The 14,949-nt window shown below is 33.3% G+C and carries 16 protein-coding genes and 1 pseudogene; 9 read left to right on the forward strand and 8 right to left on the reverse strand.

The window, feature by feature from the left end; all coding sequences use genetic code 11:
• Positions 1–162: 162 nt before the first annotated feature.
• The gene (locus PSA_RS23990; protein WP_042145313.1) at positions 163–801 is read right to left on the reverse strand and encodes a glutathione S-transferase family protein; all 639 of its coding nucleotides are present in this window, start codon (positions 799–801) and stop codon (positions 163–165) included.
• A 21-nt stretch (positions 802–822) separates the two neighbouring features.
• Positions 823–1,038: a DUF6500 family protein gene (locus tag PSA_RS23995; protein WP_042145314.1), complete on the reverse strand. Its 216-nt coding sequence runs from the start codon at positions 1,036–1,038 to the stop codon at positions 823–825.
• Between the two features lie 222 nt (positions 1,039–1,260).
• Here PSA_RS23995 and PSA_RS24000 point away from each other — a divergent pair, with 222 nt between their 5' ends.
• From PSA_RS24000 to PSA_RS24010, 3 genes and pseudogenes are all read left to right on the forward strand, one after another.
• A complete protein-coding gene (locus tag PSA_RS24000; protein ID WP_042145316.1) occupies positions 1,261–1,578 on the forward strand; it encodes a heavy metal-binding domain-containing protein in 318 nt (105 codons plus the stop codon).
• Positions 1,579–1,690: 112 nt separating this feature from the next.
• A complete protein-coding gene (locus PSA_RS24005) occupies positions 1,691–1,963 on the forward strand; it encodes a cupin domain-containing protein (RefSeq protein WP_231665547.1) in 273 nt (90 codons plus the stop codon).
• A 75-nt stretch (positions 1,964–2,038) separates the two neighbouring features.
• A pseudogene (locus PSA_RS24010) lies at positions 2,039–2,404 on the forward strand (VOC family protein).
• A 48-nt stretch (positions 2,405–2,452) separates the two neighbouring features.
• On the opposite strand, the gene PSA_RS24015 reads toward PSA_RS24010, so the two are convergent.
• A complete protein-coding gene (locus PSA_RS24015) occupies positions 2,453–3,709 on the reverse strand; it encodes a hypothetical protein (RefSeq protein WP_052379979.1) in 1,257 nt (418 codons plus the stop codon).
• A gap of 654 nt (positions 3,710–4,363) precedes the next feature.
• Positions 4,364–5,371: a helix-turn-helix transcriptional regulator gene (locus PSA_RS24020; protein ID WP_052379980.1), complete on the reverse strand. Its 1,008-nt coding sequence runs from the start codon at positions 5,369–5,371 to the stop codon at positions 4,364–4,366.
• 137 nt (positions 5,372–5,508) lie between these two features.
• Here PSA_RS24020 and PSA_RS24025 point away from each other — a divergent pair, with 137 nt between their 5' ends.
• A complete protein-coding gene (locus PSA_RS24025; RefSeq protein WP_042145317.1) occupies positions 5,509–7,635 on the forward strand; it encodes a TonB-dependent receptor domain-containing protein in 2,127 nt (708 codons plus the stop codon).
• A 68-nt stretch (positions 7,636–7,703) separates the two neighbouring features.
• Here the strand turns inward: PSA_RS24025 and PSA_RS24030 are convergent, their stop codons facing one another.
• The 3 genes from PSA_RS24030 to PSA_RS24040 form a co-directional block, all read right to left on the reverse strand.
• Positions 7,704–8,723 (reverse strand): MJ1255/VC2487 family glycosyltransferase, encoded by a 1,020-nt coding sequence (locus PSA_RS24030; protein ID WP_042145320.1) that lies wholly within the window; start codon positions 8,721–8,723, stop codon positions 7,704–7,706.
• Positions 8,724–9,233: a phosphatase PAP2 family protein gene (locus tag PSA_RS24035; protein ID WP_231665527.1), complete on the reverse strand. Its 510-nt coding sequence runs from the start codon at positions 9,231–9,233 to the stop codon at positions 8,724–8,726.
• Positions 9,234–9,405: 172 nt separating this feature from the next.
• Complete coding sequence (locus tag PSA_RS24040) at positions 9,406–9,621, reverse strand: dodecin (protein ID WP_042145321.1); 216 nt, start codon at positions 9,619–9,621, stop codon at positions 9,406–9,408.
• Positions 9,622–9,798: 177 nt separating this feature from the next.
• Between PSA_RS24040 and nrtS the strand changes: the two genes are divergently transcribed.
• The 4 genes from nrtS to PSA_RS26120 all read left to right on the forward strand — a co-directional run bounded on the left by nrtS (position 9,799) and on the right by PSA_RS26120 (position 11,694).
• Positions 9,799–10,026 carry a nitrate/nitrite transporter NrtS gene (gene nrtS / locus PSA_RS27420; protein ID WP_042145322.1) on the forward strand — a complete coding sequence of 76 codons (228 nt, stop codon included), beginning with the start codon at positions 9,799–9,801 and terminating at the stop codon, positions 10,024–10,026.
• A 146-nt stretch (positions 10,027–10,172) separates the two neighbouring features.
• Positions 10,173–10,955 carry a methyl-accepting chemotaxis protein gene (locus tag PSA_RS24050; protein ID WP_371257882.1) on the forward strand — a complete coding sequence of 261 codons (783 nt, stop codon included), beginning with the start codon at positions 10,173–10,175 and terminating at the stop codon, positions 10,953–10,955.
• A 203-nt stretch (positions 10,956–11,158) separates the two neighbouring features.
• Positions 11,159–11,479 carry an ISAs1 family transposase gene (locus PSA_RS26115; RefSeq protein WP_052379981.1) on the forward strand — a complete coding sequence of 107 codons (321 nt, stop codon included), beginning with the start codon at positions 11,159–11,161 and terminating at the stop codon, positions 11,477–11,479.
• A 71-nt stretch (positions 11,480–11,550) separates the two neighbouring features.
• Complete coding sequence (locus PSA_RS26120; protein WP_197276872.1) at positions 11,551–11,694, forward strand: transposase; 144 nt, start codon at positions 11,551–11,553, stop codon at positions 11,692–11,694.
• A 120-nt stretch (positions 11,695–11,814) separates the two neighbouring features.
• Here the strand turns inward: PSA_RS26120 and PSA_RS26980 are convergent, their stop codons facing one another.
• Positions 11,815–11,946, reverse strand: coding sequence for a hypothetical protein (locus PSA_RS26980; protein ID WP_269432880.1), 132 nt, complete (start codon positions 11,944–11,946; stop codon positions 11,815–11,817).
• Positions 11,947–12,384: 438 nt separating this feature from the next.
• Between PSA_RS26980 and PSA_RS24060 the strand changes: the two genes are divergently transcribed.
• The gene (locus PSA_RS24060) at positions 12,385–14,568 is read left to right on the forward strand and encodes an OsmC domain/YcaO domain-containing protein (RefSeq protein ID WP_042145325.1); all 2,184 of its coding nucleotides are present in this window, start codon (positions 12,385–12,387) and stop codon (positions 14,566–14,568) included.
• Positions 14,569–14,949: the final 381 nt, after the last annotated feature.

Raw genomic sequence — 14,949 nt, forward strand, 5'->3', positions numbered from 1 at the left:
GTCATTGAGCAAGATTTAAGTCCTTTAAACACCTATACCTCTCAAGTTTTGGCTTGCCATTATGATTACTCGTAGTATCACCTGAATCTGATACTATTATGTCTTAAAAATTAAAAGGACTCGACTGCATTTAAATGAGTATTAATAAAACCCATCTATTTGTTAAAGGTAATCAACCAAACTTAAATTTTCTTTTTCACAGACACGTACGACGGAATCTCTAGTTGCAAGTTTTTTAAGGTATCGCGATAAGTTATTAAATGATAATGGTGGTTTTTTAAATTCATCAGCCCAAACAGCTAACATAAATAAAAAATAGTCACACACTGTTATGCTTTCACCCACTAAATAGTCTTTCCCCTTAAGTTCACTATCAAGCAGTGCAAACATATCTGTGACACGTTGCTCTTGTATCGTTACTATCGTATTTATATCTGCTTCTTTGCCGCTATGTCTTTGAGGGTAAAAATACAACATCAATTCAGCTTGAACGGTATTATTTAAATACATTAACCATTGGTAGAATTTTGGTCTATTTTTGTTACCTACCTCTGGCATCAAGGAGTGTGATGGGTTGTTATCACATAAATGTAAACAAATTGCGGCACTTTCGAATATTGCTTCGCCATCATCAACTAAAGTAGGTATTCGCCCAGTAGGGTTTAATGCTAAATATTCGTCAGATTTATGCGCATTAGATTTTCTATCAACTAATTGTAATTGATAGTCAATGCCCATTTCCTCTAATACAAAATGTGGTGCCATACTGGCGTTAAGTGGATAATAATAAAGTGTGTACATCATATTCCTTTAATTGAAATGTTATATTTGCTCTACCATAGTTTTAATTTTAACCGCCTTTTCGAAGTGATCTAATTTGTGTGTCATTATCCACCAAGTTGCGACTTCCATTAATAATTCAGGATCATCATTTTTATTTGCAAAAAATGCATAAAAAGATAAACCTACGTTATCACCTTTTTGTTCTATTTTTTTATTACAAACGGTGATTATTTTTTGTTTCAATGCTTCATTCATAATCATAATGTTAACTAAGTTAATATGCCTTAAAAATCCATGATTTTAACAGTAAATCTCGACACTGAATATATTGCAAACGCACTATCTTGTAACATCTAATTTAACAATTAATTGTGTTATGGTGTAATTTGTCCCCAGGATACATTAGTGCTAACCTCATAAGAACTTGCACTATTATCAAGCATCTTTACATTTTAGCCACAGTCTTTAGGGAAACTTATGATTTACACCACAACAGAAACAGTTCCAGGAAAAGAGATAGATCAAATATTGGGGGTTGTTACAGGCAATGTTGTTCAAGCTAAGCATATTGGCCGTGATATAATGGCCGGTTTAAAAAATATTGTGGGTGGTGAAATACGTGGTTATACAGAAATGTTAACCGATGCCCGAGATATCGCAGTGCAACGCCTAGTTCAAAATGCCACTGAAAAAGGAGCTGATGCCGTTGTTGGTATTCGTTTTACTACCAGTGCTATTATGGATGGTTCTTCAGAAATCATGGTTTTTGGCACAGCTGTTAAATTAAAAGCATAAATTTTGTCGAGCAGAGCATATGAATAAAATTAACATCGCTGAAAAATTTGGTTTGTTCGATCAACAATGAACACCTAAAGTAATATCTCAATCGAATGGGCAATTAGTAAAAATAGCAAAAGGAAGCGGCGAATTAGTTTGGCATACACATGATAATGAAGATGAACTATTTATCGTATTTAAAGGACAATTGACCTTACAGTTAAGAGCTAAAAATATAACCCTTAACCCAGGTGAAATGTATGTGGTGCCTAAAGGAGTTGAGCATTGTCCAAAAGCACTCCCTGATACCCACTTTATGATGATTGAACCTGCATCAACCGCCCATACTGGTGAAAACTTGAGTGAAAGAACCGTTTCATCTGATCAACAAGAATGGATTTAATTCAAATGTAAAGGAGTATGAGTGAACTAGTCAATAATACATATTGCCTTAGTTGTAAAAGATTATGATTAAGTAATTGATTTTTATATAAATAAACTTAAGTTTGATCTTATTGAAGATACATACCAACCAAACTAAGATAAACGTTGGGTAGTTGTTTCTCCGCCAGGTTCAACTGGTGTCACCATTTTACTAGCCCGTGCATCTAACGAGCATCAAACACAGTTTGTAGGTAATCAAACTGGTGGACGTGTTTTTCTATTTTTAAGTACTGATGACTTTTGGCGAGACTATAATCGAATGCTATCAGATGGCATCAATTTTGTAAGAGAGCCACAAGAGCAAGATTATGGCACCGTAGCTGTATTTGAAGATTTATATGGTAATTTATGGGATTTACTACAATTAAGCCCTGAACATCCAATGTCCTCAAGAACTTAATCATTTTATATTAAGTTTAATACCTATATGAACATGGCTAGAATAAAGTTACATTGTAATCAAAGAACCTGTTTGCGCATATTTATTTAAGTCTTGTCTAGCCTCTGATGAGGGCTTTTCTTCATTAATTAATTGAGCCATATTATCAATTTTTAATAGTCTTGCTTCTAATTTTACAAGGTGCTCTTCATTAACATTAAGCCAATTACTTGGGATGGAATAATCATTATTTAAAAATTTAATAAATGTTTTATGTAAAGGCTTATTTTCATTTCCTAACTCTGCACTTCTTAATACATCAATTAGTTCATTTGAATTTTTAGGCATATGAGACAGGCATTCAATTTTATAACATGCATTACCTAAAACAATTGGCATTTTGCCAAGTAAAATAGATTCAATTCCAACCGTAGAGTTTATTGTTAAAACACTTATTGCGTTTGTTATTAATGTTTGTGTGCAAGCCGAATTACAAAAAATAGCCCTTTCATGCTGTCCATATAAGTGTTTATAGCTTCTGTTTTCGCTAGGATGTTCTTTAAAAACAAAAAATAATTTTGCGTTTTTATTGAGTTGCACGATACATTCATCGAATAATTCATCCATCGATTTTAGCCACGGTGAATTACGAATAATTTGACTATCAGTTTCAACTTGAAAAGGTACAAATATATATTCTTTGGGTATTAATATTTCATTAGAATCAATACTTTTTGGTATTGTTGGCGTTCTTGCTGTTAATTGAATTTCCCTTTTAACCTCGTTTGAATTCAATAATGTTTTTAATCTGTAGTTTCGGTAAAATGATGGGTCTCGAGGTATGCTATTTTCACAATTTACACCTTTCCAATCGCAGACAGTTGTATTGGGTATTAAGCCATTTTCAAAGTATAACACCTGCTTTTGTAATATATTAGCAGCCATCACAATAGTACTGCTTGGAAATTTCTGACCATTCCAAACACCTACAACTGTTGGATCTATTTTATTTATTACAGCACAATGCTTAGCAACATAGTAATATTCAAGTAATGATCTAATAAAGCAATATATTGGCCAAAACAGGGATTCTGATAATATTGGGTGTGCCTTTTTCTTTTTTGAAAAATGTAATGCTAAATTCCCTTTTAAAATAAAGGGATTTATTTTATTTATATATTTTAACGCTTTTAAATTAAATATTGATTTGGAAGGTCGATAAACAATTATATTAATTTGTTTATTTGATTTGAAATATGCAGATAATTTTTTAAAGTATTTGACATGTGATGGACCACGAGCCATTAATAAAAATTTATTTTCCATCTAATTTACTTAAGTAGTTAGCACTAAAGATAAAATACACAAAATAAATTAATCTTTTATTTCACTACTGTTACAGTAAAATGAAATAAATGCTTGCGGCGGCATCCTGTGTAAGTGCTTATTTAAGCATTATACATGTCGCGTATTTTAGAAAACTTAATAAGTCTTCACCTAGTTGCATTAACGTTTTTGGATCTGCCATCATTGTAATGGTCAACTCAACTTGACTTTAGGCACTATAAAGAGTGCAATACCCCGAGTACCTTTTGGTGCCACCGTGCCCTGTAGGATGCGATAAACTCTACCATCCACCTTCAACATATTAGTGATATGTTTCTTTAAAGCCTTTGAGTGTTGTTACTATGCAATTCCAAATTAAAACCTTCTTTATCGCCACTTCGATTTAAAGGTAATAATTCATTTTCACAAAATTTGGCACACTCTTTAAAAATAGCATCAATTAAATCAGGTGTTGCTTCTTCAAATCCAGTATATTTTTGGTAATGACCGTAATAATCAAATACATCATCAAATAGAAATTAATATCCATTAAAGGGGCTTTATAACTTTGCATAACTGCTTTCCTTATTGCTCTTTTTATTTAATAACAATTAAAATCAGTATTACAGATAAAATTACTGGTCATGGTCACTGTTAGCTTTCTTCTAGTAACGCATGTGATTTTAATAAACTTGCAGGTGTAATATTAAATCGTTTTTTAAAAGCCGTTATAAAATTAGATGAATGATTATAACCTGCTAGATATGCCGCTTCGCCTATGCTTAAGCCTTTAATTGCAATTGCTACTCGCGCATTTTCAAGTCTTGTTTGGCGAATATAATCAACAACTGTTGTACCATAGTCTTTTTTAAAACGTCTTTGTAATGTACTAATACTTAAACCCATAGATTTTGCGATACCTTCTAATGAAATGGGCTTAGTGATTAATAAATCAATTTGTTTTTTTATCGTTAAATCTGATTTCATTATTTTATTGTTGGTATTTGTTTCAGTCAGTTTAACCGTATCTTGATTACTTAAAATATCAAAACATTCAGCTAAAATTTGTAAAGCAACTTGTTCTATTAATAATTCAATTGCAAACCCTGTTTTGACTTTTTCTTGTAAGATCAATTTGGATAATTTGATTATATTATCTGAAGCTTGCCATTTATAAACAGCTAAATCCTTCGTAAAGATTTTATTTAATATTGCGATGTCTTGTTTGTTTTTACATCTTTTCTTCAGCCATTCTTGCTTTATAAACACATTTACCTTTTTAACATGCTCATCTTGCTTCATATGGCGTGTCATAATATCTGGTTTATTTAAAATAATGGCTGAACATTCAACTTCAGGGGCATCTTCACCACCAATAAAATATGCCTGTTTTCCTAAGTTAAAATGTATCTTGCCCTTAAAAACAATATTAAAACTTAAACAAGGCGGTAACTCTATTGATGAGCTCATATTTTGCATTTCAATTACATCATTGCAATGCACTGAGATTCCCGATGCAAGATCAGAAAAAGAAAACAACCCAGACATAATCGGCTGCTCATTTGCTAGGTTTAAATGATATTCACTATGATGTACAGATGTAATCATTTCTCTTAGTTGCTGTTGGTTTACAATCGTTACATGTGTATTTTTTGATGCCATTTTAACTTCCTGTACTCCTTTGACGATATATAAATGTCATTTGACGATATTGCATAACAGACTAATGAAACTTTTTCTCACCTTGATTGTATCATATCGATAATCATTCGTATTTAGAATTTTGTTAAGGGAAAATCATGCCAACTCACAACTTTAAAAAAAGCGCTCTATGTTTATTAATTTCAAGTGTCTGTACAACTAACTTCGTTTATGCAGAAGAAACATCGGTAGACAAAAACAATGAATTAGAGCAGATTGAGATATGGAATACTGAAGTTAAAGCGTCTTCTTTATACTTTAATGAAGAAACACTTGCTTCAAAACAAGCGGATCACCTAAGTGATTTATTAAGAACTATTCCTGGTATTGATGTAGGTGGCTCTCACTCAATGAACCAAAGAATTACAATTCGTTCATTGGAAGATAAAGATTTAAAAGTAACTATTGATGGTGCAAATCAAAATACTTATATGTATCACCATATGGGTAACTTACAGATCCACGCGGACATTCTAAAATCAGTAGACATTGAGGTAGGCACAAACTCAGTGATTAATGGCGGTTTAGGTGGTGCTGTACGCTTTGAAACAAAAGAAGCCCGTGAATTATTAGACAAAGATCAACAATTTGGTGCCAGATTACAAACTACTTTTGCCGATAATTCAGGTAATTCATATTCACTTTCTGGATATGGCCAATTGACAGATTCAGTAGATGTATTAGCATATTATAACTTTGTAGATCGTCAAAACTTTGAAGTTGGTGGTGGCGTTATCACAGATCAACATGGTAATAAGATCCCTGGTACTGATGGTGAAGTGAAAGGTCTTGAAGGTGAACTAGATGATGCATTGTTAAAATTAGGTTGGGATTTATCAGACAATCAGCGCTTTGAATTTGGTTATGAAACCTATTCAGATAAAGGTGATTATAGCTATCGTCCGGATATGGGTTCTGCTACTGATATCGCAATCTCAGGTGCTTTGGGCGTACCATTAAATTGGCCTACTGAGTTTAGCCGCGATACTATAACTGTAAATTATGAATTAAATTTCAATGAAGATTCAGTATTAAAACTTGCTGTTTTTAATAATCAAAGTGAGTTATATCGAGATGAGAGTGGTTGGGCAGAAAATCCTGCTTTTGCAATGTGGGCTGGTAATGTAACAGGTGAAGCCGACAATACAGGCATTAACTTAATTGGGAATACCTTTTTAGATGGTGACATAAGCAATAACTTTACTTATGGTATTGATATTGTGAAATATGAAACACAATATACTGCAATTGCTTTAACTGGAGATATGAGAACTTCAGATGAAGAAGCAACTAACTCAGCCTTGTTCATCGAAGATAAAATAGCATTTGATAATGGTTTTACTCTTATACCAGGTGTTCGTTATGACAACTTTGATATTGATTCAACTGTAGTCGATAATTCTTTTTCAAAAGTGACAGGCTCTTTAGCTGCACAGTATGATGTAAGTAATGAATTAACATTTAAACTCAGTGCGACCCAGTTATTTAAAGGTCCTGAGCTAAGTGAAGTATTTACTGGAGCAGGCTCTGAAGTTACGCCAAATAAAGGCATAAAAGCTGAAACAGGTTTAAACTCAGAATTTGCTATTGCATACCGCGCAGAAGTTTTAGGTGCTGATAGCTTTACAGCAGGTATCACTTTATTCCAAACAGATGTAGATAATTATATCTATGATTATGCTAAAATCCCAGGTGGTGGTCCGCGTGATTATCATAAAGATAATGTAGGTGATTTAGAAGTAACAGGTTTTGAAGCTTATGCAGGCTATAAATTAGGTCAATTACAAATTCAATTAAGTTATTCTGCTGCAGAAACTGACTTAAATGCCTTTGCTGATTATCAGTCTTTAGATGGCTTTCGTTTAGATCGAGAGCAAGGAGATACAATAAGTGCTAGCGTAGATTATTACTTTGAAGCTATAGAATTAACTGCCCATTGGGATATTTTAACCGTTGCAAGTCTAGATCATGCGCCTTCATTAGATGGCGCAAGTGAAGATACTGCAAAAGACAGCTACACAGTCCAAAATATTTCACTTCGCTGGGCGCCATCTGCTGTTACTGGCTTAGCAATCAGTCTTGGAGTTGATAATTTATTTGATGAATATTACGCTTCACAGTCATCAAGAACGGGTCTTTCGAAGCATCCGAGGTTTGGTGATTTATTCTTAACAGATTATGAGCCAGGTAGAAATATAAAAGCGACAGTATCTTATAAGCTTTAATATTTAATATTGAAAAGCCAAGCAGGTATTGCTTGGCTTTTTTGTTTGTATTGTCACAGTTAAGCTATTCACCTCTTCCATAATAAATCAGCTAGCTCTTGCTGTTCATGCCATCTTCCTTGTTTTAACCAAGTCACTAAGTGCTGTGCAACATCTGGGTAATTAGCTTGATGTACTTTGATATCTGATGTTAAGAATATTTCACATATTTTTGAATCTAAGTTATTCATTACTTTACCTAAACCTAGTGTTTGTAATGCTTTTGCATTTGATATTTGTTCCATTTGCCCTGCTAATGGCTTAACTAAAACATCAATACCTATATGAATACATTCACTAACAAGCTCAAACCCTGCACCACAAATGACTTTTTTGCTTTGAATTAAGTCATTCTTAAAACCTTTAAGGCATGGCGATCTGGTATGGATATTACCGTTATCTTTATTTTCTAAATCAGGCGAATAAATATAAAAATCAAAATTTTTAAACTTTTGTAATAAATTGACCACTTCACTTTGAGCTTCAAAGGGTAAATATACTAAGACTTTATTTTCAATTATATCTGCGCTGCTTAATTTTACATCAACTATTGGTGGTAAAATAGGACTATCAAAATGATGCCAATGCAAGCCAATTGGAAATCTAACAGGTGCAAATTTTTGAATTAAAGTATTTGTCAGCCAAGTCCCTCCATCCTTAGGGATATCATGTTTAAAAGCATACTGATGCCCTATTCCGATTGAATCAATACCTTGTTGCTTTGCAGCCCATGCACTAACAGGCTCAAAATCATTTATTACTAAATCAAATCCTGATAAATCTAACGTTTTAACATCTTTAATGAACTGCTTTATATTATTGTTTTGTAGTGTTTTTCTTTTCTTTATCTTTCCATTTTCTGTAATAAAGGTTAATCCTGCCCTATGCTCAAAATCACCAAATGGTTCCATGGCAAATAATTCAGATTTTTCTCTGCCTGAAATCAAATAAGTAACATCTAACTCAGAATTTTTTAAATGTTCTGCCATCACACGCGAACGGGTTAAATGACCATTGCCTGTCCCTTGTACGCCATAAAGTATCTTCATTTATTGACCTATCATTATTATTGTTAAAAATCCAAGCGCTGTACCTAGGCTTGCGCCTGCTATAATATCTGTTGGAAAATGCACTCCCAGTAAAACCCTCGAAATGCCAACACAAGTAGCCCATATGTAAATTAAAAAGCTTAGAAAAGGTAAGTATTGCGCAATTAAAAAAGCTAATAAAAATGCCCCTGATGTATGTCCTGATGGGAAACTGAACTCATCTGATGCCACGATACTTGCTCTAAAAAAAGGTATCGCCTTAGGTGGACGGTTTCGTTTTAACGTATTTTTTAATAACCAATAAATAGGTCGCTCAATTATAAATGCGACTAAAGTTGCGATGAAAAGCTGAATACCTTTATCAGAAGACAATAAAAGAATAGGCAAAGCAACTTGTAGATAGCCGTCACCTGTTTTTGATATTAAATTAGCAAAAGGTTTTAACTTGTCACTTTTGTGGCCAGAGACACACCACATAAACATTACAGTATCTAGATGTTGTAGTTTCATAATTACCTCTTAATCTATTACGAGTCACTATTATTTAAAATAACAAGAGATTTGCTAATGATAATGAGGTGCTGATATGACTTTTGAGTGACAGTTTGATGAAGATAAGTTGACAGCCTTAAACTTAGATTTAAGGCTGTACCACTGGATTTATATGTATAATTCGATTCAATCAGCTATTTTCAATTCTAAAACCCACTTTAATAGTGACTTGAAAATGACCGACTTTGCCATCAACAATATGACCACGTGTTTCAACAACTTCGAACCAATCTAAATTTTTTATTGTTTTATTGCATTCCTCTATCGCATTATGAATTGCTTCTTCTATGCTAGTAGGTGATGACCCCACCATTTCGACTTTTTTATACGTATGATGATTCGACATCGAGGCTTCCTTTTTATCAGAATTATTAATTACATCTAAATATAGAACTATTTTTGAAAATAGAGCTATATTTAAAATTAATTTAATTTTTATATATTGCTTATTTATTATGGTAGTTAGCTTATTTGTCGTGTATGTTTACGCTATAAACAATTGATTACTCAGTGAGTATTTAATATGCAATGGTTTAATTTAGCGACAAGCAGTTCCGTAATTTTGCGTTCATTAAAAGTTGCTATGGTGGTAGGAACTATTTTAGTTTTCATAAACCATGCCGATGTAATATTCAATGGCCAAATTACAATCAGCCATTTGATTAAAATATTATTAACCTATTGTGTTCCATATTGTGTATCAACCTATGCCAGTGTAGATTCGATGTTGAATTCTGATGCCACTGAATAACTAATAAAGAGGATTTCCCAATGTTTAATTTTTTTGGTGGCGATAAAACTCCAGAAGGACATGTTTTAATTAAACAAGAAGAATTAGCGGATCTAAATGCTAAAGCACAGGTTTTAGATCAATTAATTTCTGGTGGTGCTTTAGAAATGGCACAACAAATTACGGAAAATGCACAAAATGTAAATGTAGCATCTTCAAATAGATTAAGTGAAATAGAAAGTAATTATGGCTTGATCCAATCATTTATTGAGCAATCCGAAAGTGTTGAACATACTTCCAGTGAGTCATTTGAATCAGCAAAAGCAACCTCTCAAACATCTGCTAACGGCATTCAACAACTAGAAAGCTTAACTGACAATATTACAACATCAGCGCAATATATCAGTGAATTTACTGAGCTTTTAGCCAGCCTAGATGAAAATAATCGTAATATTGGTCAATTAGTCGAATCTATAAAAGGCATTGCTGATCAAACTAATTTACTTGCGTTAAATGCTGCAATTGAAGCTGCTCGTGCAGGTGAGCATGGTCGTGGTTTTGCGGTTGTAGCAGATGAGGTGCGTTCGTTAGCAAATACTGCTAATCAGTCTGCAGATCAGATCCAAAATGAAATGAAAAAGATTATGGGGATTTCTTCCTCGATTATTGATAAACAAAAAGAAGTAACAACCATTATTGATGGCAGTGTAGATATTGCGAATACCACTATGGAAAGTTTACAAGAATTAGTATCAATGTCTTCTTCAAGTGCGAGTTTAGTTGAATCAACAATTGATCAAGTACAGCAACAATTAAGTAGCTCTGAAACAATTAAAGAGAGTATGCAACAACTGATTGAAGATACCCGCCAAGCACTCGATGGCTCTTCTACTAATGTTGACTTAGGTCAACAACTAGTAAGCCAATTAATCTTAGATAACAGACTATAATGACAAGAGAAGAAGCTTTATTAGCAATAATTCAATTTGATGAAAACAAAGATAATGCTTTTTCTCAATTAGCAACATATCCTAGGGAGAGTAAGGGAAAACGGGTTTAAATCAACCAATAACCTCATAATTTAAGCAAGCAGATTTGATCATTTGACTGATAATTTTGATCGTGGCATATAATGGTCTTTGCTTAAATTATTATGAAAGAAACGGCTATCAGTAAAGCTTTTGATGAAATAACAGACCCAAGCATAAATCAACGCCTCCGTCATCCTTTAGTTAATATATTGACGATCTCTATCTGTACAATTATCTGTGGTTGTGATGATTTTCACTCAATTGAAGAGTATGGTAAACCTAAAATTAGCTGGCTTAAAAGTTTTTTAGATTTAGAAAATGGGATCCCAAGTCACGATACGCTTAATGATGTTATGAATCGTTTAAAGCCGAAAGAGTTTTCCCATGCCTTTAGCCAGTGGGTGCTTGGTCTGCAAAAAATAACTTATGTTTTGGTCAGATAAAGGTGAATGAGTAATCAAATGAGATCACAGTAATACCATTACTACTTGATATAAAAGGAGCTACAATAACGATGGATGCTATGGGCTGTCAGTTTGCTATAGCCGATAAAATAGTAGATCCTCAAGCAGACTACGTATTATCCTTAAAAGGTAATCAAGGTGAATTTCATGATGACATTAAGTTATTTTTAGAAACCAATTTGAGAGATGAATAAAATAGCGCTTAATTTATTAAAAAATGAGAAAGTGTAAAAGTAGGCGTTAAAACAAAACGCCTAAAAGCTGGTTGAGACGAGGCTTATATGATGAAAGTACTCACAGTAGGGTTTAATTCTCTATACTTTTAACCCGTTTGCCCTGTGATTAACATGTTCATTCATTGACAACATGCGATTTTCAAACTTTGCAATATACTTTAAATCTTTACGTAATAAGAAGTCTTTTTCATAACGACGTAACATCAACATATCTGATGTAAGTTCTTTTGAAAGAGCATATTGCTCACCTATTTGAGCAATGTTATTGCTCGTATTCCATAATATTAGCCATAGTGCCCATAGCTAATATTACAAAAAAAGAAACCAAAAAAATTTATAACGAATGGACATGTAGCCTACGTGCTAAATGATTAAATATATAAGTCGGACTTTAAAGGTAGTACCTCTTTTATAATATTCAAGTTAAAGATAATAATTCGTATTTGAAATTTGGTTTTACAATTTATTTATTCACAAAGTCCTATTTATGGTTAAACCCTAAATATAAACCCTTTATTTTGACGTTTTAAACAATAAACCCAAGACTATTTCACAGAAAAAGAAGATAATTGCCCCAATTAAGATCAATCCGAAAATTGGCAGTTTTATTTGACCAATTTCTCGAAAGACTAAAGTGGATACCATTCAATGGAAATTAAAGTTAATTTTCTCGACAACCTTAGATTAGAAGCTAAGTTTGATGATTTTACTGTTATTGCAGATCAGCCAATTCGTTACAAAGGTGATGGTTCAGCACCTAGCCCATTTGATTACTTTTTAGCATCTTCTGCGTTATGTGCAGCTTACTTTATGAAAGTGTATTGTGCGGCTCGTGATATTCCAACAGATGGTATTCGTTTGTCACAAAATAACATTGTTGATCCTGAAGATAGATATAACCAAATTTTTCAAATTCAAGTAGAACTACCAGAGAGTATTTCAGATAAAGACCGCCAAGGTATTTTAAGATCTATCGATCGTTGTACTGTTAAAAAAGTTGTACAAACGGGCCCTGAATTTAAAATTAAAACAGTAGAAAGCTTAGATGAAGACGCGCAAGCTATGCTCATGGCAAAGCCTGATGAAGCCTCTAATACATTTATCCTAGGAAAAGACTTACCACTTGAGCAAACAATTTCCGATATGACAAGCATCTTAGCAGCTCTTGGCATGAAGATAGAAATTTCGTCTTGGCGTAACATCGTACCAAATGTATGGTCTCTACATATTCGTGATGCAGCCTCTCCAATGTGTTTCACTAATGGTAAAGGCGCAACAAAAGAAGGTGCACTGTGTTCTGCATTAGGCGAATTTATTGAACGCTTAAACTGTAATTTCTTTTACAATGACCAATTTTTAGGTGAAGAAATTGCTAATAGTGATTTTGTTCATTACCCAAATGAAAAATGGTTCAAATTAGAAGAAGATGATTCACTACCAACTGATATCCTAGATGAATATTGTCGAGAAATTTACGATCCTGAGGGTGAGCTATGTGGCTCCAATCTGATTGATACTAACTCAGGTAATAGCGAACGCGGTATTTGTTCAATTCCGTATGTTCGTCAATCTGATGGCGAAACAGTATACTTCCCTTCGAATCTCATCGAAAACTTATTTTTAAGTAATGGTATGAGTGCAGGTAATAACTTTGTTGAAGCAAAAGTACAATGTTTATCTGAAATTTTTGAACGTGCAGTTAAAAGACAGATCATAGAACAAGAGATTGTACTTCCAGATGTACCTAAAGATGTAATTACTAAATTCCCTAGTATTGTTGCTGGTATTGAAGGGTTAGAAGCACAAGGATTTCCAGTAGTTGTTAAAGATGCCTCTCTTGGTGGTCAATTCCCTGTTATGTGTGTCACTTTAATGAATCCAAAAACAGGCGGTGTTTTTGCCTCTTTCGGTGCCCACCCAAGTTTTGAAGTTGCACTTGAGCGTAGTCTTACAGAACTATTACAAGGCCGTAGTTTTGAAGGTTTAAATGATGTACCTAAGCCAACTTTCAATAGTTTAGCTGTTTCAGAGCCGGAAAACTTTGTAGAACATTTTATTGACTCTACAGGTACTATTTCTTGGAAATTCTTTAGTGCGAAATATGATTTTGAGTTTATCGAATGGGATTTCTCTGGCACTAACGAAGAAGAGACCGCAAGTTTATTTGGTATCTTAAAAGACTTAGGTAAAGAATGTTATATCGCTGAATTCTCTGACTTAGGCACTGCATGTCGTATCTTAGTTCCTGATTATTCAGAAGTTTACCCAGTTGAAGATCTGATTTGGGACAATACCAATAAATCATTAAATTACCGAGAGGATATCTTAAACTTGCATTCATTAAGTGACGATGCCTTAGCAAGCTTAGCTGAAAGATTAGAAGACAGCCAATTAGATAACTACACAGATATTATCACTTTAATTGGTATTGAATTTGATGAAAATACCGTTTGGGGTCAGTTAACAATTCTTGAACTTAAAATCTTAATTTACTTAGCACTAGGTGAGTTAGAAGACGCAATAGAATTAGTAGAGACTTTCTTACAGTTTAACGATAATACTGTTGAGCGTGGTTTATTCTATCAAGCAATCAATGCTGTGCTTGAAGTAACATTAGATGAAGAGCTTGAGCTTGAAGATTATATACCTAACTTCAATCGCATGTTTGGTGAAGAAAACATGAAGCACGTTGTCGGTTCAATCACAGGTGATGTGAGATTCTTTGGTTTAACTAAAACAAGTATGAAACTAGAAGGCTTGGACAAACACTTAAGATTAATCGAAAGCTACAAAAAACTTCATACAGCACGTGCATTAAAAGTTAAAAAGTAAATTTAAGTACTAGCCAAAGTGAAGATATTCAAAATCAGGATGGTAAATATTGTTTATCAGTACTTTGGCTGCTTCAATTAAAATAGGACGCCACGGTTTATACACTGCAGGGATGAGTTGATATGGTAAAATGAAATTGTGTTCATTAGGTTAAGCTTTTTAAAAATTTCGCGATAGTGATTGAAATGCTCAAATTAGTGTTTGCATATCTTGAACCATTACTCACTAAATTATCTAATAGTCGATTTATTAAAGGTTCATTCGCATCAAATGTGAAATTTTTGGGAAGCTTTGATATTAATGTAATCGTTAATTTTGGATACAGTAATTTATAACTCTGTAATTGTTCTGCGACTAATTCAGTGATGTCGATTGGATATA

The sequence above is a fragment of the Pseudoalteromonas sp. '520P1 No. 423' genome, from assembly GCF_001269985.1.
Classification (GTDB): Bacteria; Pseudomonadota; Gammaproteobacteria; order Enterobacterales; family Alteromonadaceae; genus Pseudoalteromonas.

What these genes read in the sequence shown, in the direction of transcription:
- PSA_RS24030 (WP_042145320.1), bottom strand. Translation starts at nt 8,723, where the DNA reads ATGAAGATACTTTATGGCGTACAAGGGACAGGCAATGGTCATTTAACC.
- PSA_RS24000 (WP_042145316.1), top strand. Translation starts at nt 1,261, where the DNA reads ATGATTTACACCACAACAGAAACAGTTCCAGGAAAAGAGATAGATCAA.
- PSA_RS24035 (WP_231665527.1), bottom strand. Translation starts at nt 9,233, where the DNA reads ATGAAACTACAACATCTAGATACTGTAATGTTTATGTGGTGTGTCTCT.
- nrtS (WP_042145322.1), top strand. Translation starts at nt 9,799, where the DNA reads ATGCAATGGTTTAATTTAGCGACAAGCAGTTCCGTAATTTTGCGTTCA.
- PSA_RS23990 (WP_042145313.1), bottom strand. Translation starts at nt 801, where the DNA reads ATGTACACACTTTATTATTATCCACTTAACGCCAGTATGGCACCACAT.
- PSA_RS26120 (WP_197276872.1), top strand. Translation starts at nt 11,551, where the DNA reads ATGGATGCTATGGGCTGTCAGTTTGCTATAGCCGATAAAATAGTAGAT.
- PSA_RS24050 (WP_371257882.1), top strand. Translation starts at nt 10,173, where the DNA reads ATGGCACAACAAATTACGGAAAATGCACAAAATGTAAATGTAGCATCT.
- PSA_RS24060 (WP_042145325.1), top strand. Translation starts at nt 12,385, where the DNA reads ATGGAAATTAAAGTTAATTTTCTCGACAACCTTAGATTAGAAGCTAAG.
- PSA_RS24040 (WP_042145321.1), bottom strand. Translation starts at nt 9,621, where the DNA reads ATGTCGAATCATCATACGTATAAAAAAGTCGAAATGGTGGGGTCATCA.
- PSA_RS24025 (WP_042145317.1), top strand. Translation starts at nt 5,509, where the DNA reads ATGCCAACTCACAACTTTAAAAAAAGCGCTCTATGTTTATTAATTTCA.
- PSA_RS24020 (WP_052379980.1), bottom strand. Translation starts at nt 5,371, where the DNA reads ATGGCATCAAAAAATACACATGTAACGATTGTAAACCAACAGCAACTA.
- PSA_RS23995 (WP_042145314.1), bottom strand. Translation starts at nt 1,038, where the DNA reads ATGAATGAAGCATTGAAACAAAAAATAATCACCGTTTGTAATAAAAAA.
- PSA_RS26115 (WP_052379981.1), top strand. Translation starts at nt 11,159, where the DNA reads ATGAAAGAAACGGCTATCAGTAAAGCTTTTGATGAAATAACAGACCCA.
- PSA_RS24015 (WP_052379979.1), bottom strand. Translation starts at nt 3,709, where the DNA reads ATGGAAAATAAATTTTTATTAATGGCTCGTGGTCCATCACATGTCAAA.
- PSA_RS26980 (WP_269432880.1), bottom strand. Translation starts at nt 11,946, where the DNA reads ATGTTGATGTTACGTCGTTATGAAAAAGACTTCTTATTACGTAAAGAT.